Origin of the sequence: Rhizobium sp. C104 (assembly GCF_022354505.1) — a bacterium.
Lineage (GTDB): Bacteria > Pseudomonadota > Alphaproteobacteria > Rhizobiales > Rhizobiaceae > Rhizobium > Rhizobium redzepovicii.
Window position 1 is genome coordinate 465634 of sequence record NZ_CP092352.1, and the last position, 24433, is coordinate 490066.

Genomic DNA, 24433 nt, shown 5'->3' on the forward strand with positions numbered 1-24433 from the left:
AGCGCGCCAGCCGCATCTATGCAGTCGGAGCTCGTTCTGGGAGGATCGGCGTGAAGACGAAAAAGCTTATCAATGCAGGCGCAGATGCCGTCGATGAAATGCTGCAAGGCGTGCTCGCGGTCCATCCCCGGCATCTCTATGCGGTGGAGGATATGCCGCGTGCGATCATTGCCAGAAACGGGCCACGCAAGGGCAAGGTCGCGCTGGTGATCGGCGGTGGATCCGGGCACGAACCGACATTTCTCGGTTATGTCGGCAAGGGGCTGGCGGATGCCGCGGCGATCGGCAATGTCTTCGCCTCGCCGCCGCCCGATCCGATCATCGCCTGCGCCAAAGCTGTCGACGGCGGCGCCGGCGTGCTCTTCATGTACGGCAATTACGCCGGCGACGTGATGAATTTCGACATGGCGGCGGAAATGCTGGCGCTCGACGAGATCGAGGTGCGCACCGTGCTGACCACCGACGATGTCGCCTCCGCCCCTGCCGATCAGAGGGAGAAGCGGCGCGGCGTTGCCGGCAACGTCTTCATCTTTAAGGCCGCCGGTGCTGCCTGCGATCTTCTCTATTCCTTCGACGAGGTCGAGCGCGTCGCGCGCCACGCCAATGCGCGCACCTATACGATGGGCGTGGCGCTTGCGCCCTGCTCGCTGCCGCAGACTTTGAAGCCGAACTTCCTGATCGGCGAGGAGGAGATGGAGATCGGCATGGGCATTCACGGCGAACCCGGTGTTGCCCGCGAGCCGTTGAAGACGGCCGACGCGGTGACCGACGAACTGATGGACAATATTTTCCGTGAGATGAAGGCCGAGCGGGGCGATCGTGTCGCCGTGCTCGTCAACTCGCTGAGGATCGACGCCGATGATGGAGCTCTACATCATGATGCGGCGGGTCAAGGCGCGGCTCGATCAAGCTGGGCTTGTCATTCATACGTCGCTCGTCGGCAATTATTGCACCTCGCTCGAAATGGCCGGCGCGTCGATCACCGTCATGCATCTCGACGACGAGCTGCAGCGGCTGATCGATCATCCCTGCGATTGCGCCATGTTTGCGAGGTGACCATGGCAATTGCGACGAAAGACCTGCAGCACCTCTTTGCCTTAATCGCCGAGGACATCGGGGCGCAGCGCGATCATCTCTGCGAGCTGGATGGCGCCATCGGCGACGGAGATCATGGCCTTGCCATGGATGCCGGCTGTGAGGCCGCGACCAAAGCCGTCGGTGCACTCGACCCCGCGCAGACTGCGCCGACGGCCGTCTTCAACGCGGCGGCAAAGGCATTCTTGAATGCGGTCGGTGCGTCATCGGGCCCGCTCTATGCGACGGCTTTCATGCGGGCCGGAGCCGCCGTCAAGGACAGACCGGAGCTGAGCGACGAGGAGTTCGTGCGCGTTTTCGCGGCGATGGCGCAGGGCATTCAGGAACGCGGCAAGGCCGAGCCCGGCGAAAAGACTATGGTCGATGCCTGGAAGCCAGCGGCCGATGCGGCGCTCAAGGCCAGGGCGTCGGGAGCGGCCCTTGCTGAATGCTTCGACATAGCGGAGCGGGCAGCGCGCCAAGGCTGCGAAGCGACCCGGGATATGACGGCGGCCAGGGGGCGGGCATCACGGCTCGGGGATCGGGTGATCGGCCATATCGACCCCGGCGCGGCATCGGCGGCTATCATCATAGCCTCCATCGCAAAATTCACACAGCATCGTGATGGTTAGCTCATCATACCAGTTGACATGTAAATGATCATCTGCGACAAGGGGCCGGCTTATCAAGAGGAGGACGGTAATGCTGACCCTATCCGCGAAATTGAAGACTGCGAGCATCGTCGCGATGGCATGGCGTCTTTCGCCGCGACGCCGGTTCTTGCCGAAGACATCACGCTCTGGACGCTCAACTTCGACAACAACGCCGCCAACGGCGCGCTGAAGAAGGTCGCGACGGATTTCGAAGCGGCGAACCCGGGAACGCATGTCGAGATCGTTCAGCGCGCCGTTGACGAGCACAAGACGGCGCTGCGCGTCGCAGCCGGCTCAGACAAGGGCCCAGACATTTATTTCAGCTGGGCGGGCCTTGGCCTCGGCGGCGAATATGTGAAGGCCGGCCTCTCCCTGCCGCTCGACAAATATTACACCGAATATAAATGGACCGACAAACTGCTGCCCTCGGCTGCGGCTTTTGCCGACCTCTATCCCGGCGGCAAGCACGGTGTTCCCTTCACCTTCAAGGGCGAGGCCGTCTATTACAACAAGAAGCTTTTCGAACAGGCCGGCATCAAGGAAGAGCCGAAGACCTATGAGGAACTTCTGGCCGCGGCCGACAAGCTGAAAGCCGCCGGCATCCCCGCCTTCACCTTCGGCGGCACGGTCAACTGGCACGTCATGCGCCTGATGGATGTCATCCTCGAGACCAAGTGCGGCGCCGAAAAGCACGACGCGTTGAAGGCGATGACGCTGGATTGGACCAAGGAGCCTTGCGCGACGGACGCTTTCGCGGAATTCGCCAAGTGGACGAAGGACTATACGCTGCAGCCCTTCATGGGCATCGACAACAAGCAGTCCTACAGCCTCTTCACCGCAGGCCGCGCGGCGATGATGCTCGAAGGCGACTGGCTGGTCAGCCAGCTCAACGGCTCGGGCGCCAATCTCGACGATTACGGCATCTTCCCCTTCCCGACCAATACCGAGCGTCTCTATGGTTTCGCCGAGTACAATTACATCAGCACCAAGAGCAAGAATCCCGACACAGCCGCGAAATTCCTCGACTATTTCCTGTCGACCAAGGTGCAGCAGGATCTGCTCGGCCAGCTGAGCTCGACCTCTGTCAATAAGAATGTCAAATACGCCAACCAGAAGCCGCTTGAGGCGGAATGGCTGGGGATCTTCCAGAAATACGGCAAGGTCTACATGAACGGCGACCAGGCCTTCCCGCTCGATGTGACGACGGAATATTTCCGCGTCATCAACGACGTCGCCTCCGGCAACACAGAGCCGGCCGAGGCGGCCAAGCAGCTGCAAACCTTCATCGCAAGCAGAACCTGATTCCTCCCAAGCGCCGGTCGATCGACCTCCGCGTTGATCGGCTGGCACATTCTTTCGTGAGCTGCGCAAGCGCCCCGCCAGGAGGAAAGCATGTCACTTCGACAATCGACACATGACCCGCGTATGCAAGCCGCAATCCTGCTGGTGCCGGCGCTGGCGATCTATGCGGTCTTCGCGCTCTACCCGATGCTCAATGTCGTCATCCTGAGCTTCCAGAAGTGGAACGGGCTGGATGCCAACCGGCAGTTCGTGGGCATGGCCAATTATTCGGCGATCTTCACCCGCGATCCTGTCTTCTGGGTTGCCTTCCGCAACACGGTGATCTGGACCCTGATGAGCCTGATCTTCCCGCCGCTGGTCGGGCTGTTGCTGGCGCTCAGTCTCAACCAGAAGATCTTCGGCCGCAACGGGCTGCGGGCGATCTTCTACCTGCCCGTCATCATCGCCCCGATCGCCGTCGCAACCATGTGGAAGTGGATGTACGATCCCTTCTTCGGCCTGTTCGCCCAGCTGCTGACCTCCTGGGGCATGCAGGGCTGGATCAAGGACTGGCTGGGAAACAAGGATATCGCGCTTTACTCCGTCTTCGTCGCCTATCTCTGGCAGACGGTCGGCTTCTCCATGGTGCTGTTCCTGGCCGGCCTGCAGAATGTCTCGCAGACGCTGGTCGAGGCCGCGCGGATCGATGGCGCCGGCCGCTGGGCGGTGTTCAAACATGTAACGCTGCCGGCATTGCGCCCGACGATCACCATTGTTCTCGTTCTCTCCGTCATCTCGTCGCTGAAGGCCTTCGATATCGTCTACGGCCTGACCGGCGGCGGGCCTGCACAGTCCACCCAGATGCTGGCGCTCTGGGCCTTCACCCAGGCCATGCAGATCTTCGATTTCGGTCGGGGTGCGGCGATCTCCGTCGTGCTGCTGTTGATCACCATGGCCGTCGTCATTCCCTATTTGAGATGGACCCAGAAGCACGAGGAGGTCGAATCGTGACAGCAGTGCCGAGCGAAACCGCCGCCGTGCATCTCGACGTCCAGCCATCGTCGATGAAGCGTGATCCCATCCTGATCGGCCTCTGGATCACGCTTGTCATCGTCGCCCTCGTCTGGGTCGCGCCGTTTGTGTTCATCGTCTTCACCTCGCTGAAGACGCCGGCGGCCGTGACGAGCACCGGCGCCTTCATGCCGCCGACCGAGCTCGCCTATGACAATTACAGCGCTGCCTGGAGCCGCGGCAATTTCGCCAACTCCTTCTTCAACAGCGTCATCATCACGGTCATCAAGGTGCCGCTCGGCCTGTTTCTGTCGGCGATGGCCGCCTATGCGCTTGCCAAGATCAAGCTGAAGATCAGCAAGGCGCTGCTGCTCATCGTCGTCTTCGGCACGATGATCCCCTTCCAGGTGATGCTGGCGCCGCTCTTCACCCTGGTCAATTCCTTCGGTCTGATCGACACCTATCCCGGCGTCATCCTTCCTTATATCGCCTTCGGCGTTCCCTATCAGGTCTTCATCCTGCATGGCTTCTTCAAGGGCATTCCCAAGGAGTTGTCGGAAGCCGCGCTGATCGACGGCGCAACCCACTTCACTATCTTCCGGCGGATCTTCCTGCCGGTCTGCCTGCCCGTGCTTGCCGCGCTGCTCATCCTCGATTTCGTTTCTACCTGGAACGAATTCGCCATGGCGCTGGTGCTGCTGCAGGACCAGCACATGTGGACGCTGCCGCTCGGTCTGATGTCGTTCCAGGGGCAGTTCTCCAGCAATTACGGCCAGCTTAACGCCGCGATCGTCATGACCGTCCTGCCGGCGACGATTGTCTATCTCATGTTCCAGCGCTACTTCGTCTCCGGCCTCACCTCCGGCGCCGTCAAAGGCTGATCGCGAAATCTTTCTACGAGGAGAGACAGAATGTCCGATGCAACAGTCGAAAAATGGGGTGTGTTCGAGGCCGCCTTCGAGGGGCCAGCGGCCGGAAATCCCTATCTCGACGTGGCATTCGATGCCGTGTTCACCCAGAAGAGCCGCGACGTGCGCGTGCCGGGCTTCTATGACGGCAACGGCACCTACCGCATCCGTTTCATGCCCGACAGCGAGGGTGAGTGGTCGTTCAAGACGCGCTCCAAGACCGCGGCGCTTGACGGCAGGACCGGCGTTTTGACCGCGGTGGCACCTTCGGCCGGCAATCACGGCCCGGTGCGCGTGCGCAACAAATTCCACTTCGCGTATGCCGACGGCACGCCGTTCCTCTCCTTCGGAACGACCTGCTACGCCTGGACGCATCAGCCGCTCGACATGCAGAAGCAGACGTTGGAGACGCTGAAGACCGCGCGTTTCAACAAGATGCGTATGGGCGTATTCCCGAAGGACTATCCCTATAATGTCAACGAGCCGCTGCATGCCTGCTTCGAAAGCGGCGCGGAAGGCAGGCAGGATTTCGACCGGCCCAACCCCGCGGCCTTCCAGCATTTCGAAAAACAGGTCTCGGCTCTCTGCGAGCTCGGCATCGAAGCCGATATCATCATCTTCCATCCCTATGACCGCTGGGGTTATGCCGACATGTCGGCGGCGCAGGATTTCCGCTATGTCGAATATCTGGCCGCCCGTCTTTCTGCCTACCGGAACGTCTGGTGGTCGCTCGCCAACGAATATGACTTCCTCATCGACACCAAGCCCATGGCGCAGTGGGATCGCTACTTCCACATTCTGGAGGAAAACGATCCCTACCAGCACCTGCGCTCCATTCATAATGGCGACGTGACCGCGAATTTCGATCATCGCAAGCCGTGGGTCACCCACACCTGCATTCAGAACCCCGACGTCAAGCGGACCCAGGAATGGCGCGATGCCTATGGCAAGCCTGTCGTCAATGACGAGCCGGAATATGAGGGCGACATCCTGCAGTCCTGGGGCAATCTTCATGCGGGAGAACTCGTGCATCGCTTCTGGATCACCATGGCGCGCGGCGGCTATGCCGGCCATGGCGAGACCTATTCCCATCCCGAAGATCTGATCTGGTGGGCCAAGGGCGGCGAACTGCGGGGCGAGGCCTGGAAGCGCATCGGCTTCCTTCGCGATCTCCTGGAAGCCGACGTCAAACATGGACTTGAGCCGCTCGGCATCATCGGCGAATGGCCTTGGTCGCGCGTGTCGGGCGCGTGTGACGGCGACGGCGATTTCCGGCTGATCTATTTCGGCGAGCATCAGCCGGTCGTCTGGTCCACCGGCCTGCCGGTAGATGGCGACGATTACGATGTCGATATCATCGACACCTGGGAGATGACGATCGCGCCGGCCGAGAAGGTGGCGGCACCCGTTCCGCATCCGACCCGTCATGGCTCGGTCGTGCGCGGCGGCAAGCCGGACGCCTCCTTCGGCGTCAAAATCCCGCGCAAGCCGTTCCAGGCGCTGCGCGTGCGCAGGAAGCGATAGAGGATAGGTCCTACATGTCTGGCTTGAGCATCAGAAACGTCAAGAAATCCTTCGGCCCGGTCGATATCATCCACGGTGTCGACGTCGAGATCGCCGATGGCGAATTCACCATTCTCGTCGGCCCATCCGGTTGCGGCAAGTCGACCTTGCTGCGGATGATCGCCGGGCTCGAGGATATCACCGGCGGCCAGATCAGCATCGACGGCCGGGTGGTGAACAATCTGCAGCCGAAGGATCGCGATATCGCGATGGTCTTCCAGAACTACGCGCTGTACCCGCAGATGACCGTCTCCCAGAATATGGGCTTCGCGCTGGAACTTGCCGGCGCCAAGCGGCCGGAGATCGAGAAGAAGGTCGGCGAGGCCGCCGCCATTCTCGGCCTGCAGCCGCTTCTCCACCGCAAGCCGGCCCAGCTTTCCGGCGGGCAGCGCCAGCGCGTCGCCATGGGCCGCGCCATCGTTCGCGATCCCAAAGTCTTCCTCTTCGATGAGCCGCTTTCCAATCTCGATGCGAAACTGCGGGTGAAGATGCGCGCCGAGATCAAGGCGCTGCACCAGCGGCTGAAGACCACCATCGTCTACGTCACTCATGACCAGATCGAAGCCATGACCATGGCCGACAAGATCGTCGTGCTGCATGGCGGCCGCGTCGAGCAGATCGGCAGTCCGCTCGAACTCTACGACAGGCCGCGCAACATCTTCGTCGCCGGTTTCCTCGGCTCCCCCGCAATGAACTTTCTCGAAGGGACGATCGATGACGCGGGAAAGCCGGCATTGGCGCTCTCCAGCGGGTCGCGCGTGGCGCTCTCGCGGGCGCCGGCCAATTCCGCCAACCGGCCGCTGACGCTCGGCATCCGCCCCGAAGACATCGCCTTCGGCGGCGAGAACGGGGTCGATGCCGTGGTCAAGGTGGTCGAACCGACGGGATCGGAAACCCATGTCGCCGTGGAAGTCGATGGCCGCGAGCTGACATGGGTGGTGCGCGAACGTGTCGAACTCGCCCCGGAACAGCCGGTGAAGCTTTCCTTCGAGACCTCCAAGGTTCATTTCTTCGACCGGCAGACGCAGCAGCGTTTGAACGCCTGAAGACAGTTTACGCGCAATCGGGGCTGCGAAAATCGCTGTCGGATGGGCTGGATGATGCGTCATTTCGGCAGACAAATGGTGACTTTTCATCTCAAAATCTCGCCGATAGGTTGTCGGGATAACGAGGTAGCCAAGACATGCACATCCGAAAAGCCGTCTCCTCCGACGCCGAGGAACTGAGCGCTCTCCTGAACGAGATTATCCGGGCCGGCGGAACGACAGCGCTCGAGACCCCGCTTTCGGCTGCCGAATTCGCCGACTGGTTCATCGATGGCGAGTTTCCGCTTGCCTGCCATGTAGCCGAGCACAATCAGTCGCTGGTCGGTTTTCAATCGCTGAGCTTATACGGCGATCCACCGAAAGGCGTCGCCGACATTGCAACCTTTGCCCGTTTGAACCCGAAGACCGCAGGCGTCGGCAGCGCGCTTTTTCCCGCGACCCTTGCGGCAGCGGAAGCGTTCGGACTCGAATTCATCAATGCGACCATCCGCGCCGACAATATCAGCGGCCTTGGCTATTACGCCAAGATGGGCTTTGAGACCTATGACAGGGTGGCCCAGGTTCCCCTTCAGGACGGGATGCCCGTCGACAGGATCACGAAGCGGTACAGCGTAAACGCCATGGGTGGCACGACGCCGCGCGCCTGATTGGTTGGCGACGCGGCCTGCTTAAGGCCTGAAAGTCTCTGGCCATTGCCATGTGCATCATCCCTTTACCGTGATTAGTGGTCTGATCCTCGCAATTTTTTTTATCATGTCCGCTTCGACCATCGGCGCCACAACGCTGTCGATTGGTTTGTATGCCGCCGGCGCTTCTTCCTTGAGGCGAGCCTGGATCTCGGCCACAACGTCCTGCCGGCCCCGCAAAGTCGGGCTTCGGGGTCAACGGGACCGACTACACGCAGTCCCCCGTCGATATTCGTTTTCGAGCGCGCTTCCTGCCTCGACAGCTTGCGTCCCGCTCCATGAGCGGCCGACTCCAGAAAGCTGCTCGAGCCGCATCCAGCAAGTAGCCATGCGCCGTCGCCCATTGAGCCGGGAAGGATGACCGGTTCGCCGAGCCATTCATATGGACTGGAGGCCATGACACCGACGCCCCTAGCTGGGCACGCACCCTTTCTATGGCGTACGATATTTCCGTTTTGCCAAACAGTGTTGTGTGGGGCGTCATAGACGAGACGATGGTCGACTTCTCGTCCCAAAGCGCGCGCTACGGCCTCCACCGCCGCCAGTTCGATAAAGAAGCGGTTGGCGAAGGCGGCATTCACCGCATTCGCATGGCCATCCAAGTATCGTCTGTAGAGGTGCGGCTGCATCTCCATAGAGAGCACCCGCCAATCCTCGCCAGATCTTGAAGCAATCCTCGCTCTCTCTTTTGTTGCCGTGCCCACTCGCTGTCCAAAGTCGAGAGAGCCGGAGTGGACGACAAGGACGACTGAGCCGGACTTCAGTCCGGCGGCTCGGGCAAATGCGCCATCCGCAACGTGATCGACATAACCGAGTTCCACGAAGTGGTTCCCACCACCGATCGTGCCGAGGATAGCATCGCGGCGGTGGTCGTCATCGATCTGCGCATAGTCTGCGAAGTCAGGATCGATGTCTTCACATGAGAAAACCCCGTTGTCCGAATGTCGCTCGAGATCGACCCATGCCCGCGAAAGGTCAAGTTTGGACAGCAGGCCAGTACTCGCCCGTTGTAGGTTATCAAGGAGCCCAGGTAGACCCTCGCGCAGAATTGCGTGCCGATCCGATCCCGTTAGGGCGATATCACGCCCACCTTGAAAGAAGAGATGACGAAGATGATGGTCGAGAAGTGGTGTCGATAATTGATCGGCCGTAACGTCTTCGAGGACCACCATGCGCATCCCGCATCCGATGTCCGAGCCGATCATGTGCGGGAGAACCGCACCTTCAAGGTCCGCAACGACACCGACGGGGACGGGTTTGCCGGGATGAAAGTCGGGGGTCGTGACGACGGCACGAAGCGATGCCCTCTTTCGAGTCAACGCCTCCGGCGATGGCAGAGCTCTTGCAAGGTCCGCAAGTGAATGTAAAAAACTCGGCTCCGGTTCGTCGTGTGCAACGACCGACCTGATGACATGCCCAGCAATGTTGCTGGTGCGGCAGATGGATGATGGCGCGTTCATGTTGTTCTCCGTGAGTTGCCTGGGTTCAGCAGCCGCGGCAATACGGAGTGTCCGGGCATATGGCATGGCCCGATGAAAAACTCAATCCTTTTCATCGTTGGCACCAGGGGGACGTGGCGGGTGACAGACATACCAGGCCATCCAACGCGCCCGGCTCAGCTGCGATCAATGGAGTTTTGTAAAGCGGCTAGAGTAAGCCTCTGACGTAAAAGCGTAGTTTTCCACAAAGGAAGAAAACCGACAATTAACTTCCGTCATGACTGCCGGGGTCTTGAGAAGACTGTCGGCCGTCGATCGTGAGATCTTAGGACGCGAGACGTAAAACGGAACAGATCTCAAACACAAGCCGGAGATGAGCCATGCCCATTGCGATGTTCACGGCCGACGAACTTGCGGTGGTCCGTCGGGCCTACGCCCATCAGGTGGCGGCAGCCGCCGGAACGACGAACCCGCGGATCGAGGCCGCCTTTGCCGTAGTGCCGCGCGAAAAATTCCTCGGTGCGCCGCCATGGCAGGTCGCCAATCTGGGTGGCGGATATCGCCCGCTGCTTTCCTCCGATTTGGTTCTGGCCTATCAGGATGCGTTGTTCGCCTTGCAACCTGACAAGGGGATCAACAATGGCAGCCCTTCGCTGCATGCGCGGCTGCTGGACGAACTGGACGTCCAGATCGGCGATCGCATCGCCCATATCGGAGCCGGCACCGGCTATTATAGCGCTATTCTGGCGGAGTTGGTGGGTGCTGCGGGTCATGTCCATGCCGTCGAGATGGATCGAGATCTGGCTGGTCACGCTCAAACAGCGCTCGCCGATCGGCCCAATGTCAGCGTCATCGCTGCCGGAAATCAATGGCCGCGGCAAGAGATGGATGCGGTCTACGTCAATTTCGCCGTCGGACGTCCGGCGGCGCCCTGGATCGAAAGGCTGCGGCCCGGTGGACGCCTGGTGTTGCCGCTTGGCGTGCCGCGCCAGGGGCGGCCGTCGAGTGGCGGCCGTCATGCATCGCATGGCGCAGCACTTCGAATCGAGCGCGGCGCCAGTGGACTTGCGGCGCGCTGGATCAGTACAGGCTATTTCGTCCGTGCCGATGGTGGATTGACGATCGACGACAGCGAGATCGAGGCGCTGACGGTTGCCTTCAAGCGGGGGGCATCGAGTTCATCAAAAGCCTGCTCTGGAAGACCGAGCCGCGGATCGGACGCTGCTGGTATATCGGCGATCAATGGGCGCTCTGCTACGACGATCCCTGAAAGATTCCGGCAGTGGGCAAATGTGCGGACATCCTCGTCGGCGACGACGGCGGTTTGGCGAGATAACGAAAGCCCGGCGCGGGAGAGGGCGCCGGGCTTCGATAGTGACTGACAGCCCGGGAGGAGGGATGCTGTCCGTCGAACCGAAGCGGCTCGGAGGGGTGAGCGCTCGGTCCAACACGAGGTAGTGCTGCAAAGCGGCAAATTCAAGCTTGACGGTTGGGCGGCGTGGCGAGTGACGTCGGACGAAGGTCGGAAATGATTGCGGCGTCCGATGGGTGCTCGCGGGGTCTGCATTGCGTTGTCCGCGGACAACTTGCGCTGTCGCTCTGGAGTTGGCCTCTGTTGTCCGCGGACAACGGCAATTAATTCCGGGTTCTTGCGGCCACCTTTGCATGTCGGATCCTCGCTTGCTTCTAGCGCCGTGCGGCATCTTCTATCATTCTGGTGCGCGCCGGCCGAAGGCCGGAGTCTCGAATGGTATACTCCAGCGCTGCCCTTTGCATTTTCATCTGAGCGTCGGTGCGCCCGCCTCGTCCTTAGAGGCCTGCGGGGCGCATCAGGATAAGGCTTCTCTGGCGTGGCGGTGCGGTATCATTTAAGGGGGCGTCATCCTGAGTTCGCCGGGTCGGGTGGCGGCGCGGCATCCTCTGAGGGTCCATATCCTGAGGTGCGTAGGCCGAAGGTCGGAGCCTCGAAGGGCGTGCTCCAGCGCTGCTCCTTTCTTTGCTCCATTTCCAGCGCGCCCGCCTTGTCCTTCGAGGTCCCTTCGGGGCGCATCGGGATGAGGCTCCCTTGGGTATCGGCGCTTGCCGCCCGGAAGATCATCGGTGCACCAACGAAGGCAACCGAGGCGGAAGCCATTCGATGCACCCCTTCGACGGGCCTGATCCTGAAGCGCGGAAGCCGAAGGCTGGAGCCTCGAAGGGCACGCCGCAACGCTGCTCCTTGCAATTCACCAGGAGCCGGCGCCCCCGCATCGCCCTTGGAGGCCCCTTCGGGACGCCTCGGGATGAGGTCCCCGGGGATATCGGCACTTGCTACTCGGAGGGTCATCGGCGGCCAACGACGCCAACCGAGGCGAAAGCCGCGTGGCGCCCCCCACGGTCCTCGTCCTTGAGATGCGGAAGGCGAAGGCCTTATCGTCGAAGGACACGCTCCCGCGTTACTTCCAGCATTCATCTGAGCGCCGCGGACAACGGATGTTGCGGGCAGCCGTTCAGGTATGCGATTTCGGGTTTCGAGTTCGCGCCAACTATCCCGTTGGCCTCAAGATGAGCCTATGCCTTGATGGTGGGGTATTTGACGGTTGCCATATGAGTCTGGAGGCCTATCCAAACCTGCTGCCGGGTTGAAGGGCGTGTGAGACCTCTCGACGACCGTGTTCCCCAAGGTCGAAGTGTAATCGGCAGACTTCGACCAGAGCACTGGATCGTCCTATGTTAAACCCAGCCATCAGGTTCTCGCCTTCGAACGTCGTCGCCTTAAAGCACGCTCTGCGTGGCCAATATCCTTACATCAAATCGTCGCACTGCGATGAGGCAATCGCCGCGTCATTCGGCTTCAACTCCTATGCTGCCATGCGCCCTGCGTTGCATCAGTTTAGCGCTTACGCCCGGCTGATAGTCGTTACCGACCATTTGCTGCTTCTGCTCCGGCTGAAGAAACTTGGTTATCGAAACATCGCTCCGGAATCGTTGCGTCGCCTCATCTGGACTATAAACTTCCCCGATGAGCGATATGACAACGATGTCGGCGAGATTGTCCGGGCGCGCAGGAGGCCCGCGGCCGCCAATGCCGAATAGCTCATTGGCTGCGTGTCTAAAGCTCGAGCGGATCGGCCTAAGCGCCGGCGCCGTTCTTTGTGGGGATCAGGAGAAGTTCTCGCGTGGACTGGGCAGGGCGCTCCTGTCTCGTCCTTCGAGGCCCTGCGGGGAACTTCAGGGTGAGGCTTCTGGGGGGCGGTGGGCGCGGCATCCTCCAACGGACCTCACCCTGGAGGCACGGAAGCCGAAGGCTGGAGCCTCGAAGGGCGCGTTCCAGCGTTGCTCCTTGTATTCGTTCGGCGTCGGCGCGCTTCCGCCTCGTGCTTCCAGGCTCCTGCGGGGCGCCTTCGGATGTGGCTTCTCGGGGGGCGGCATTTTCGACCCTAAGGGCGATGTTTGCCGTGAACAACGCGAGCGGCTATTGCCGGTTATGTTCGGCGGCGCTATTGATGAGGGGTGGCATCGTTTATCGCGTTTGATATCCAACGTTCGAGCTGATGGCGGTGGACGGAATTCGGGTCCAAGCCGCGCTTTCCAAGATGCGTGGCGGCGAATTTCCCGTTCCAGGGGCCCATAAATCGCGGCGACGGCGGCCGGGTGCAGATATAGTCTAAACGGCAGTGATGAAACTAAACTCCTGTTTCATTTCCGTATCGAATAACTTATTGAGTAAAATCAGTATATTATGATACTGGGTTTCTGCCCTAAACGGCCGTTGTTGCCGCGGCCTCCCCTCCCCTGCGCTTCGAATCTCCACAAGAAAGCAACGGCTTGCATCCTTTTGCGGCACGCGGCGTTATCCACGCAGCAAATCAGAGGATTAGGGTAATGGCAGATGCGCTCCCGCTCAAGAAGTTGTCCATCGCCGCTGCGATGATGGCAGCGGCGATCGGGGCGTTTGTGTTGTTGCAGGCAAAGCAGGGTGGTGCGCCGGCTCCGTCGGCGGAGCCCGGCCGCGCGGTGGACGATCATGGCCGCAGCGCCGCCACGCCCGAGGCTATTCCGCTCAGCGGTCTTCGCGATGTGTTCTGGCGAGTTTACCGTGAAGTCCTGAACGACCGGGTGACACTCATTGCCGCGGGTGTGACCTTCTATCTGCTGCTGGCGCTGTTTCCCGCCATGGCGGCTCTGGTGTCTCTTTACGGGCTGGTCGCCGATCCGGTCACCATATCGGAGCATCTACGCGAACTGGCCGGTCTGTTGCCGCCGGGGGCCTTCGACCTTCTGGCCGATCAGATCAAGGAGCTCGTCAGCAAGCGCGACAGTGCGCTCGGCATCACCTTTTTCGTCGGTCTCGGCATTGCGCTGTGGAGCACGCATAGCGGCACGCTGGCGATCTTCGATGCGATGAATGTGGCCTATGAGGAGAATGAAAAGCGCGGTCTTATCCGTCTGAACCTCGTCGGCCTCTGCTTCACCTTGAGCGCAATGCTTCTGACGGTGGTCATGGTGGTGCTTGTCGGCGTCATGCCGGTCGTGCTTTCCTATCTCTGGCTCGATCAGTTCAAGGAGCACATGGCGCTTCTCCTGCGGTGGCCGCTGCTTCTGCTTGTTGTGGCGGTGGCGGTGACCTCGGTCTACCGCTTCGGCCCCAGCCGGGAGCCTGCCAAGCTTCGGTGGATGACGTGGGGGGCGGCTCTGACGACGGTTGCCTGGGCGGCGATGTCGCTCGGCTTCTCCTTCTATCTCGATCATTTCGCCAATTATAACGCGACCTACGGCACGCTCGGTGCGCTGATCGGCTTCCTCATCTGGATCTGGCTTTCCGTCGTCATTCTCGTCATCGGCGCAGAACTCAACGCCGAACTGGAGCATCAGACCGCGAGAGACACGACGACGGGCCCGCCGCTGCCGATGGGCGCGCGCGGCGCCTATGTTGCAGACACTTTGGGCGAGGCCATCAACTGATCGTTGAGGAGCATCATCGATGACTGCGCCTCAGACGCGGTTTTGATGTAATTTGTTCTTGGGCAATCCCGACAGAGGAGACGATCATGACGGCCCCGCATCCTTCCAAAACCCATATCGGCAATCATGCACTGCATCCCGAAACGCAGATGCTGAACTACGGCTACGATCCCGAACTCTCGGAAGGGGCGGTCAAGCCGCCGGTATTCCTCACCTCCACATTCGTCTTCAATTCGGCCGAGGATGGCCGCGACTTCTTCGATTACGTCTCGGGCCGCCGCGAGCCGCCGGCGGGCAAAGGCGCCGGTCTCGTCTATTCGCGCTTCAACCATCCCAATAGCGAGATCGTCGAGGACAGGCTTGCCGTCTACGAGCGGACGGAAAGCGGCGCGCTGTTTTCCTCCGGCATGTCGGCGATAGCCACGACCTTGTTCGCCTTCGTCCGGCCGGGCGATGCAATCCTGCATTCGCAGCCGCTTTATGGTGGCACGGAAACCCTGCTGGCAAAGACCTTCCTCAATTTCGGCGTCGCCGCGGTCGGCTTTGCCGATGGCGTCAGCGAGGGATCGGTGCAGAAGGCGGCTGAGGAGGCGATGGCCAAGGGCCGCGTTTCCGTCATCCTGATCGAAACGCCGGCCAATCCGACCAACAGCCTGATCGATGTCGCGATGATCCGGCGCGTCGCCGACGCGATCGGCGCAAAGCAGGGGCATGTGCCGATCATCGTCTGCGACAACACCCTGCTCGGCCCGGTTTTCCAGCGGCCGATCGAACACGGCGCCGATATCTCGCTCTATTCGCTGACCAAATATGTCGGCGGCCATTCCGACCTGATCGCCGGCGCCGTTCTCGGCCGCAAGGCAGTCATCAAGCAGGTCAAGGCGTTGCGCGGCGCGATCGGCACCCAGCTCGATCCGCATTCCTGCTGGATGCTCGGCCGCTCGCTGGAAACGCTGCAGCTGCGCATGGAGCGGGCAAACAGCAATGCGCGCGCCGTCGCCGATTTTCTGCGCGATCACCCGAAGGTCGAGAAGGTTCACTACCTGCCTTACCACAATCCGGATTCACCGGCCGGCCGCACCTTCGCCGCGCAATGCACCGGCGCCGGTTCCACCTTTTCCTTCGACATTCGCGGCGGCCAGCCGGCCTCCTTCAAATTCCTGAACGCGCTCCAGGTGTTCAAGCTTGCGGTCAGTCTCGGGGGAACGGAATCGCTGGCGAGCCACCCGGCGACCATGACGCATTCCGGCGTGCCGGCCGATGTCCGCCAGCGCATCGGCGTGCTGGAATCGACCATCCGCCTGTCGATCGGCATCGAACATCCGGACGATCTGATCGCCGACCTGGAGATGGCGCTGCAATCTGCTTGACCGAGAGCAAGGAACGATGCCCGGCGGGGCCGGGCATCGAGGGCAGCTTACTTGTCGTCGGTCGTCAGTTCCGTCTCGTCCGAGTTCACCACGAAGACCGCAAGCAGTTTCGCGGGCGCGGTCTTGCTGCCGTTGGCGCTGACGCTGTGGTGATCGCCGGGGAATTCGGGAAAGCTTTCGCCGGCCTTGTAGATCTTCACCGGGCCGTCATTGACCTGGCTTTTTATCGAGCCCTCCAGAACCGTGGCATAGATGAAGGCGGATTTCGGGTGGGTGTGGCCTGGCGATGTGCCGCCGGGCCTATATTCGACGAGCACGGCCTTGATGCTCTTGCCGGGAACGTTGGGAAGCGCGTGGTCGTAGACGAGGGTTACCTTCGCCTTGTCGCCTGCGGCATGCGCGGCGGTGCCGGTGACAATGGCAACGGCGAATGCCCCTGCCGAGATCATTTTTCCTAACATGTCTGGTCTCCTTGCGTTGATGGAAACGGTTGCGGCAAGGGCCGCGAAGAGCGGCCCCGGCCGTCAGGCGCTCTTCTTCTGCTGTGGCTGCCGGCTGAGCCAATCGTCGAAGCGAATGCGGCCGAGCCGCGCCTTGGCGCCGGTTACCAGCGAATTATCCTCGAGCTCGACGCCGAAGTAACGGGCGTGAGGATCGGTAATCACCTGGCGCGGATCGTTCGTCGCTTTCAGCAGGCGCGTCACGATATCGGTGAGACGAATTTTCTCCGGTCCGCCGATCTCGATCGTGCCGTTGACGGGCGCCCCCAGCGCCACCTCGGCCATGACGTCGGCGACATCGTCCGATGCGATCGGCTGCACATAGGCCGGCGACAGATGAACCATCTGGCCTGATGTGCCCGACTGGGCGATACCGGCCATGAATTCGTGGAATTGTGTGGAATGGACGATGGTGTAGGGGATGCCGGAAGCCTTGATCAGCTGTTCCTGGGCCATCTTGGCGCGCATATAGCCGCTGCCCTGCAGCCGCTCCATGCCGACGATGGACAGGGCGATATGATGCTTCACGCCGGCGGCGGCTGCTGCCTTCAGCAGATTGCGGCCCGATGTCTGGAAGAATTCCAGGACGGCCTTGTCCTCGAAGGAGGGCGAGTTGGCAAGATCGAGCACCACCTCGGCGCCGGCCAGCGCTTCCGCGAGCCCCTTGCCGGTGATCGTGTCGACGCCCGAATTCGGCGATGCCGCCAGCACCTCGTGCCCCTTGCTGCGCAATCTTTCCACGGTCTTCGAGCCGATAAGCCCGGTGCCGCCGATAATGACGATCTTCATGGATAGTCTCCTTGTCCTAGCGAGGATTTCCTCTGTTGACCTGAGATGGCTGCCGAAATCGCCGCCTCGGCGAGGCAGGCGACTTCATCGGTATGGGGACGCCACGCGAAATTTCCGGCGCGGCCGGCCGCAGCCGATGGACGGGAGAATGCGCCGGATCGTCAGGCCGAACCATTCTCCCTCGGTCGCTGTCGTCCTATGCCAAGGCAGTAGGGCGGCTCGCCCTAGGATCGGGCCGTTCGGCCGGGATGGAAGGAGACCTGCGTCGTCAGGTGTTGCAAGGGACGGAGGCGGGGCGGCTGGATGGTTCCGGCGGAGTTTGGCGAGAAGCCAACCCCACTCTCCGTCATCCCAGGCCTTGCGCCGAGGACCCATGCCACGGCTGCCGGTGGATGCGGTGTGGATGCTCGGCTCAAGGCCGAGCAGGACGGAGGGTGGGGCTAACGTCGCCCATCCCTCTCTCCGTCTTTTACTGCCAGCCGATGCAGGCGGTCCTTCTCAGGAAAGCGCGACAGACTCGAACAGTGCCGTCAGTCCGATGCCGCCGCCGATGCCGATCATGGCGAGGCCGGTGGCGCCGGGAACGCCGGCGCGGACCAACTGACTGTACAGTCTCGTAACCAGGATCGCGCCGGATGCGCCGAAGGGGTGGCCCAAAGCAATGGCGCCGCCCTCCCTGTTGACCGTGTCGGCAGGGATGTCGAGCTGATCCAGCGATGCCAGAACCTGGGCGGCGAAGGCCTCGTTGAATTCGATGGCATCGATGCTGGCGAGCGAGAGCCCGGGCTGACGCCGCAGCAGCTTTTTGGTCGAGGCGACGGGGCCGATGCCGAGCAGATTGGGATCGACGCCGGCCGCAGCACTGTCGATGAGGGCGAGGCCCTTGCCGATGCCGAGGCTGTTGGCCATTCCACGGCTCATGACCAGCACCAGGCAGGCGCCGTCATTCAGCGGGCAGGCATTGCCTGCTGTCACCGAACCGTCGCGGACAAAGACCGGCCGGAGATTTGCGAGCGCCTCAAGCGATGTGGAGGGGCGCGGGCATTCGTCGCGTTCCACCAGTCCGTGGGTGGTGGAGATGTCGACGATCTCCGGCTGAAAGAGGCCTGCCTCGGCGGCCGCGACAGCGAGCCAGTGGCTGCGGAGCGCGAATTCGTCCTGCCTCTGGCGTGCGATGGCGAATTGGCGGGCGACGTTTTCAGCGGCAATGCCCATCTCGGGGTCGCCGACCGTTTCGGGGAAAAGCGGGCGCGGCCATAAAAGCGCGGCAGCGCCCCATTGGCTTTCGGCCGTTCGACGCGCCACGGCGCGGTGCTGACGCTCTCGACGCCGCCGGCGAGAAAACAGGCGCCGGCTTTCGCCTGGATCAGGCGGGCGGCCATGATGATCGCTTCCAGGCCCGAGCCGCATTGCCGGTCGACGGCGACACCGGGAACGGACAACGGCAGGCCGGCGGTGAGGGCGGCCAGCCGGCCGATATTGCCGCCGCCGCCGGCGGCATTGCCGACCAGCACGTCGTCTATATCGTCCGGCGCGATGCCGGTTTCGGCAACGATCCGGCGGATGATCGCCGCAAGCAGGTCTTCGGCGGCGACCGTCGCAAGCGAACCGAAGGCCCGGCCGATCGGCGTGCGGTAGGCCGCAACCACGACCGGCTGCCAATCCTCGTCAGGCTGATAGGCGTAGGACAAGGCCGTCTCCCGAAATGACCGCTGCTTCCACCTGGCCCCTGGAAATCTTGCCGCTGCTCGTCATTGGCCAGGAGGCGATATGGTAGAATTGCCTGGGGATCTTGAACCTGGCAAGCTTGCTGGCGCAATCCTCGGCCAGCATTTTCGCATCGATCGCCTCGCCGGAGACGACGGCGACGATCCGTTGGCCGTAATAGTCATCCGGCAGGCCGAAGACGACGGCTTCTTCGACGCCGGGGCAGGTTTTCAGCGCGCTCTCGACTTCGGCGGGATAGACGTTGTTGCCGCCTGAAATCATCATGCCGCCTGCCCGGCCGATCACCCGCAGCATGCCATTGGCGTCGATTTCACCGAGATCGCCGACGGTGGCGCCAACCGGTGTGACCCGGAACGCCTGACCGTCGTCGCCCCAGAGATAGCCGTCGGCGATCAGGTCGCTCCTGACGAAGATGGTGCCCGGCACATCGGTGCCGACGTCGTTTTCATCAGGGTCGCGAATGGAAATCTCGACGCCGGGATAGGCCTGGCCGACGCGGTCGATCGGAAAATCGACCGCGCCGCCGACAAGGGTGGAGACGGTCATGAAACCAATCTCGGATGCGCCGTAATATTCGCGGATGCGCGCCCTTGGGAAAAGGCGACGCATGGCTTCGACGCCGTTCACGTCCAGTTTCGCGCCGGCAGTCAGAACGTCGCGCAGGGAGGTGAGAGGCTGTTCGCCAGCCCAGGCTCTCGCAATGCCCGCTATATGGGTGGGCACGGCGACCAGCCGTTCGATCGCTTCGGCAGAGAGAATGCGCGCAACGGCAGCGGCATCCCATTTCCTCACCGAATGGAAGGTGCCGCCGGCATCCAAGGCTTCGACCATGGCGTAAAGCGCGAGGCCATGCGCCAAGGCGCCGGGGCACATTGTGGACGGCGCGCCTTCCAGTTCGAAAACCATGCGGCCACGATCGAGGCTCCGGCGCCACTGCTCGCGCGAGCGATAATAGGCTTTCGGCTCGGCGGTGGTGCCCGAAGTAAAGCCGATCAGGAAAATCCCCTCGGCCTCTCCAGGCAGCTCGCCTTCCGTCGCGGCGAGATCGAAGGGCTCGGCTCCGGCGGTGATGACTGAGATACCGAGCCTGCGGCCGATCTCGGCGCTTGGGCCGCTATCGTCGTCGACGACAAGCACGTCAGGCGCCAGCCGCTCGATGATGCGCTCGATTCTCTCAGGCGGCATCATCGGGTCGATCACCGCGCAGGTATGCGGCGAGGCGGTGGCGGCGATGAAATATTCGGCGAAGCCGATGTGGTTGCCGAGGCTGAGGGCCGCAAGTCTCTCCACGCCGGGCAGATCGAGCGTGCGACGGGGCGAGCGCGGCACTTCCTGGAGAAAGCGGTAAATCGCGTTGGCGCGTAAATGGAGTTCGCCGTAGCTCAGGGAGCGGCCGTCGATCGCCAGGGCCGGCTGATCCGGCCTTTCCGTTGCATGTCGAAGAAGCTCTGCATGGATCGGCATGGACACCCGCTGGTTTGAAGATCGGCCGTCAGCCCAAAGCTGCCCTGGTGGCGTCGGGGATCGGCGTCGGGCGGCTGTCGGAGAGGCCGACGCAGACCCAGACGAATCCGGCCGAGGCGCAATGGGCGCCATCGCGCTGGCGAAAAAGTTCGATCGCGAAAGAGAGGCTCGTGCGCCCGATTTTCTCGACCGTCACCTTGGCTTCGACGACGTCGTCGACGTCGATGGGATTGTGAAAAGTGATCTCGGCCTTCTTCACGTGATAGGCAACGCCCGAGGAGGTGTGGCGGAAGTGGCTGAGAATTTCCCGGTGCCGCAGGAACTCGACGACCGCATCCTCGCAATAATCGAGGTAAACCGAGTTATGGACATGACCATAGATGTCGATGTCTCGCATCGAGACCCGGAAGGATGCTAAAGGCCTGTCGTCAACACTCATGCGATCACCGAAAATTGGTGGGCTGTTCTAACCGCTGTTGTCCGGGGGATGCAATGCAATATCAGGCGGTCGTGCGAAAATTCGGACCGGCTCAGGATGTCGTCGGGATCGAGCGGGCCGCATTGCCGGTGCTACGCCGCGATCAGGTCCGGGTGCGGCTCTTGGCGCGGTCGATCAATCCCTCCGATATCATCACCATTTCAGGCGCCTATGCCGGACGCACGACCCTGCCCTTCATCCCCGGCTTTGAAGCCTTCGGGGTGGTCGACGCCTGCGGTGAGGACGTTTACGGGCTTGCGCCCGGCACCCGCGTGCTGCCGGTGCGCAGCGCCGGGGGATGGCAGGAATTCAAGGATACCGATCCCGACTGGTGCCTTCGTGTTCCGGATGGGCTATCCGATTTCGAAGCGGCGACGAGCTACGTCAACCCGATGACGGCCTGGCTGATGCTGCACAAGAAGATCGGGCTGAGGCCGGGCATGCGCATCGCCGTCAACGCCGCCGCCTCTTCGATCGGATCGATCCTGATCGGTCTGGCGAATGCCGTCGGCGTCGAGCCGGTGGCGATCGTCCGCAGCGAGGAATCGCGCGCGCGCCTCAGCGGCAGGCTCGAGACCGTCATCGTCGACAGCGCGGACGGCGATCTGGCCGCCGGGCTTGCCGGTCGGCATGGGCTGGACGCCGTGCTCGACTGCGTCGGCGGCGCGCGCGCCTCAATCCTCGCTGCTGCGCTCAAACCTGGCGGACACTTCGTCCATTACGGCCTGCTCTCGGGCCAAAGCATCCCGAATTCCTTCTGGGCTGCCCATCCCGATATCATCTTTTCCTTTTTCCATCTCCGGGAATTGGTTCATTCCGAAGACATGGGCGAGGTCCAGCGCGCCTATTCCGAAGTGGCGGCGCAGATCGTTGCGAAGGTGATCGCGACCGAGGTGCGGGAAGTCTTTCCTCTTGAAAAGATCGGCGATGCGCTGCAATGCGCGCTTCCCTTCCGGGCGGGCGGCAAGGTGCTGCTCGCCTGACGGGCGGGTGTCGGTCTCTTAGGCCTTTGGCCTGCGCGCTCAAGATCGGGAGCGATGGAGGATGGCGCTTTGCGCTATCTCACTGCCGAGGATGCGTTCATCGCCGGAAAGTTCCGCACGGTGGCGAGGGGACTTGGGCGCTGTTTCCATTTGAAGCTATTCAAAAAAACGCCCGGGCGCGGTCGAAAAGGCGCCCGGGCGAATGCTTCCGATCAGACGAGGTCGAAGCGGTCGGCGTTCATGACCTTGTTCCAGGCGGCGACGAAGTCCTTGACGAACTTCTCCTTGGCGTCGGCCTGGCCGTAGACTTCGGCAAAGGCGCGAAGCTGCGAGTGCGAGCCGAAGATCAGGTCGACGCGGGTGCCGGTCCACCTGGCGGCACCCGTCTTGCGGTCACGGCCTTCATAGACGCCTTCTTGGCCGGCGGCAGGAACCCACTGGGTACCCATGTCGAGCAGGTTGACGAAGAAGTCGTTCGTCAGCGTTTCCGGACGCGAGGTGAAGACGCCATGTTCCGGCTGGCCGACCTTCAGGACGCGCAGGCCGCCGACGAGAACGGTCATTTCGGGGCCGGTCAGCGTCAGCAGCTGGGCGCGATCGACGAGCGCTTCCTCAGGTTTCATGAACTGCAGGCGCTTGCCGTTCACATAGTTACGGAAGCCATCGATCCGCGGCTCGAGCGCTGCGAAGGAATGCGCATCGGTCTGCGCCTCGGAGGCGTCCGTGCGGCCAGGCGTAAACGGCACGCTGACGGACTGACCGCCGGCCGTTGCCGCCTTTTCGACGCCGGCTGCACCGGCAAGGACGATCAGGTCGGCGAGCGAGATCTTCTTACCGCCGGTCTGAGCGGCGTTGAAGTCCGTCCGGATGCCTTCGAGAACACCAAGCACCTTGGCGAGCTGGGCCGGCTGGTTTGCTTCCCAGTCCTTCTGCGGGGCGAGGCGGATGCGCGCGCCGTTGGCGCCGCCGCGCTTGTCGGAGCCGCGGAAGGTCGAGGCGGAAGCCCAGGCGGTGGAGACCAGTTCCTGCACGCCAAGGCCGGTTGCCAGTACTTTTGCCTTCAACTCGGCGATGTCCTTGTCGTCGACGAGCGGATGATCGACGGCCGGGATTACGTCTTGCCAGATCAGATCTTCCGCCGGAACTTCCGGGCCGAGATAGCGCACCTTCGGTCCCATGTCGCGGTGGGTCAGCTTGAACCAGGCGCGGGCGAAAGCGTCGGCGAACTCAGCCGGATTTTCGAGGAACCGGCGCGAGATCTTCTCGTAGACCGGATCGAAACGCAGCGCCAGGTCGCTGGTCAGCATGGTCGGCAGATGCTTCTTGCCGGCCTCGTAAGCATCCGGAATCGAGGCTTCGGCGTTCTTGGCCTGCCACTGCTTCGCGCCGGCCGGGCTCGTCGTCAGCTCCCACTCGAAGGCGAAGAGGTTTTCGAAGAAGTAGTTGCTCCACTTGGTCGGCGTCTGCGACCAGGTGACTTCGAGGCCAGCGGTGATGGCATCCTTGCCGACGCCGGAGCCGAACGAGCTCTTCCAGCCCAGGCCCTGATCCTCGATCGCGCCGCCTTCCGGCTCGGCGCCGATCAGGGACGGGTCGCCGGCGCCGTGCGTCTTGCCGAAGGTGTGGCCGCCGGCGATCAGCGCCACGGTCTCTTCGTCGTTCATCGCCATGCGGGCAAAGGTTTCGCGGATGTCGCGCGCCGAAGCGATCGGATCGGGATTGCCACCCGGGCCTTCCGGATTGACGTAGATGAGGCCCATCTGCACGGCCCCGAGCGGTTCTGCCAGCTGGCGTTCACCGCTGTAGCGCTCGTCGCCGAGCCAGGTGCCCTCGGGACCCCAGTAGAGCTCTTCCGGCTCCCAGACATCGGCGCGGCCGCCGGCGAAGCCGAAGGTCTTGAAGCCCATGGATTCCAGGGCGACATTGCCGGTGAGGATCAGCAGGTCGGCCCAGGAGATGCGGTTGCCGTATTTCTGCTTGATCGGCCACAGCAGGCGGCGGGCCTTGTCGAGGTTGGCATTGTCAGGCCAGCTGTTGAGCGGCGCAAAACGCTGCTGGCCCTGACCGGCGCCGCCGCGCCCGTCGGTGATACGGTAGGTGCCGGCGCTATGCCAGGCCATGCGGATGAAGAGGCCGCCGTAGTGACCGAAGTCGGCCGGCCACCAATCCTGCGAATCGGTCATCAGCGCGTGAAGATCCTGCTTCAGCGCCTGGAGATCGAGCTTTTTGAATTCCTCGGCATAGTCGAAGGCCTGGCCGAGCGGGTCGGCGCGGCCGGAGTTGTGGTGAAGCATCTGCACGTTCAGCTGGTTCGGCCACCAGTCGCGGTTCGACCGGCCGGCTGGAGCCTTGTGATGTGCAACGGGACATTTGCCTGTGCTGTCCGTGGGGTTGTCCATGATTGTCTCCTTCATTGCTTGATCTGTCTGCCATTCAAACGTTGCCGAGTGGGCGCCCCCGCTCTCCTTGCTGTCTTCATATCGGAAGCACATGATAATTTTAAGTTGGATTTCCTG

17 protein-coding genes and 4 pseudogenes are annotated in these 24433 nt (G+C 62.2%); 13 read left to right on the forward strand and 8 right to left on the reverse strand.

Translation table 11 applies throughout. The features are described 5' to 3' along the window. Positions 1–50 precede the first annotated feature (50 nt). From MF410_RS30300 to MF410_RS30335, 8 genes and pseudogenes are all read left to right on the forward strand, one after another. Positions 51–1056: pseudogene (locus MF410_RS30300) on the forward strand (dihydroxyacetone kinase subunit DhaK). Positions 1057–1058: 2 nt separating this feature from the next. After that, positions 1059–1706, forward strand: a complete 648-nt coding sequence (dhaL, locus tag MF410_RS30305) for a dihydroxyacetone kinase subunit DhaL (protein WP_097624243.1) — start codon at positions 1059–1061, stop codon at positions 1704–1706. A gap of 70 nt (positions 1707–1776) precedes the next feature. Further along, positions 1777–3029, forward strand: a pseudogene (locus MF410_RS30310) (extracellular solute-binding protein). Between the two features lie 90 nt (positions 3030–3119). Continuing rightward, positions 3120–4019: a sugar ABC transporter permease gene (locus MF410_RS30315; RefSeq protein WP_088686090.1), complete on the forward strand. Its 900-nt coding sequence runs from the start codon at positions 3120–3122 to the stop codon at positions 4017–4019. Beyond that, entirely contained in the window at positions 4016–4900 is an 885-nt protein-coding gene (locus MF410_RS30320; RefSeq protein WP_183854210.1) for a carbohydrate ABC transporter permease, read from the forward strand. The genes MF410_RS30315 and MF410_RS30320 overlap by 4 nt, the downstream gene beginning before the upstream one ends. A 30-nt stretch (positions 4901–4930) precedes the next feature. Beyond that, the gene (locus tag MF410_RS30325; RefSeq protein WP_239620762.1) at positions 4931–6451 is read left to right on the forward strand and encodes a DUF5060 domain-containing protein; all 1521 of its coding nucleotides are present in this window, start codon (positions 4931–4933) and stop codon (positions 6449–6451) included. A 14-nt stretch (positions 6452–6465) separates the two neighbouring features. Then, a complete protein-coding gene (ugpC, locus tag MF410_RS30330) occupies positions 6466–7536 on the forward strand; it encodes a sn-glycerol-3-phosphate ABC transporter ATP-binding protein UgpC (RefSeq protein ID WP_239620763.1) in 1071 nt (356 codons plus the stop codon). 137 nt (positions 7537–7673) lie between these two features. Further along, positions 7674–8183, forward strand: a complete 510-nt coding sequence (locus tag MF410_RS30335) for a GNAT family N-acetyltransferase (protein ID WP_239620765.1) — start codon at positions 7674–7676, stop codon at positions 8181–8183. A 104-nt stretch (positions 8184–8287) separates the two neighbouring features. Here MF410_RS30335 and MF410_RS30340 read toward each other — a convergent pair whose 3' ends face one another. After that, entirely contained in the window at positions 8288–9682 is a 1395-nt protein-coding gene (locus tag MF410_RS30340; protein ID WP_239620766.1) for an RtcB family protein, read from the reverse strand. 359 nt (positions 9683–10041) lie between these two features. On the opposite strand from MF410_RS30340, the pseudogene MF410_RS30345 reads away from it, so the two are divergent. Next, positions 10042–10931 (forward strand): annotated as a pseudogene (locus MF410_RS30345) (rRNA adenine N-6-methyltransferase family protein). Positions 10932–11540: 609 nt separating this feature from the next. On the opposite strand, the gene MF410_RS30350 reads toward MF410_RS30345, so the two are convergent. Further along, complete coding sequence (locus MF410_RS30350) at positions 11541–11795, reverse strand: hypothetical protein (protein ID WP_239620767.1); 255 nt, start codon at positions 11793–11795, stop codon at positions 11541–11543. 575 nt (positions 11796–12370) lie between these two features. Here MF410_RS30350 and MF410_RS30355 point away from each other — a divergent pair. The 3 genes from MF410_RS30355 (at position 12371) to MF410_RS30365 (ending at position 15975) form a co-directional block, all read left to right on the forward strand. Continuing rightward, complete coding sequence (locus MF410_RS30355; RefSeq protein ID WP_239620768.1) at positions 12371–12736, forward strand: hypothetical protein; 366 nt, start codon at positions 12371–12373, stop codon at positions 12734–12736. 789 nt (positions 12737–13525) lie between these two features. Continuing rightward, complete coding sequence (locus MF410_RS30360) at positions 13526–14605, forward strand: YihY/virulence factor BrkB family protein (protein ID WP_239620769.1); 1080 nt, start codon at positions 13526–13528, stop codon at positions 14603–14605. Between the two features lie 86 nt (positions 14606–14691). Next, complete coding sequence (locus tag MF410_RS30365; protein ID WP_239620770.1) at positions 14692–15975, forward strand: cystathionine gamma-synthase family protein; 1284 nt, start codon at positions 14692–14694, stop codon at positions 15973–15975. A 47-nt stretch (positions 15976–16022) separates the two neighbouring features. Here the strand turns inward: MF410_RS30365 and MF410_RS30370 are convergent, their stop codons facing one another. From MF410_RS30370 to MF410_RS30390, 5 genes and pseudogenes are all read right to left on the reverse strand, one after another. Further along, the gene (locus MF410_RS30370; RefSeq protein WP_097624252.1) at positions 16023–16436 is read right to left on the reverse strand and encodes a cupin domain-containing protein; all 414 of its coding nucleotides are present in this window, start codon (positions 16434–16436) and stop codon (positions 16023–16025) included. Between the two features lie 63 nt (positions 16437–16499). Beyond that, positions 16500–17264 carry an SDR family oxidoreductase gene (locus MF410_RS30375; RefSeq protein WP_097624253.1) on the reverse strand — a complete coding sequence of 255 codons (765 nt, stop codon included), beginning with the start codon at positions 17262–17264 and terminating at the stop codon, positions 16500–16502. Between the two features lie 498 nt (positions 17265–17762). After that, positions 17763–18955, reverse strand: a pseudogene (locus MF410_RS30380) (thiolase family protein). Then, positions 18933–20456: an AMP-binding protein gene (locus MF410_RS30385; protein WP_239620771.1), complete on the reverse strand. Its 1524-nt coding sequence runs from the start codon at positions 20454–20456 to the stop codon at positions 18933–18935. Before MF410_RS30385 ends, MF410_RS30380 begins: the two are co-directional and overlap by 23 nt. Before the next feature lie 28 nt (positions 20457–20484). Next, on the reverse strand, positions 20485–20895 hold the full coding sequence (locus MF410_RS30390) for a thioesterase family protein (RefSeq protein WP_097624256.1): 411 nt from the start codon (positions 20893–20895) through the stop codon (positions 20485–20487). Positions 20896–20948: 53 nt separating this feature from the next. Here MF410_RS30390 and MF410_RS30395 point away from each other — a divergent pair, with 53 nt between their 5' ends. Further along, the gene (locus MF410_RS30395) at positions 20949–21917 is read left to right on the forward strand and encodes a zinc-dependent alcohol dehydrogenase family protein (RefSeq protein WP_222148726.1); all 969 of its coding nucleotides are present in this window, start codon (positions 20949–20951) and stop codon (positions 21915–21917) included. 212 nt (positions 21918–22129) lie between these two features. On the opposite strand, the gene katG is transcribed toward MF410_RS30395, so the two are convergent. Next, positions 22130–24316, reverse strand: a complete 2187-nt coding sequence (katG, locus tag MF410_RS30400) for a catalase/peroxidase HPI (RefSeq protein WP_097624258.1) — start codon at positions 24314–24316, stop codon at positions 22130–22132. Between the last annotated feature and the right edge of the window lie 117 nt (positions 24317–24433).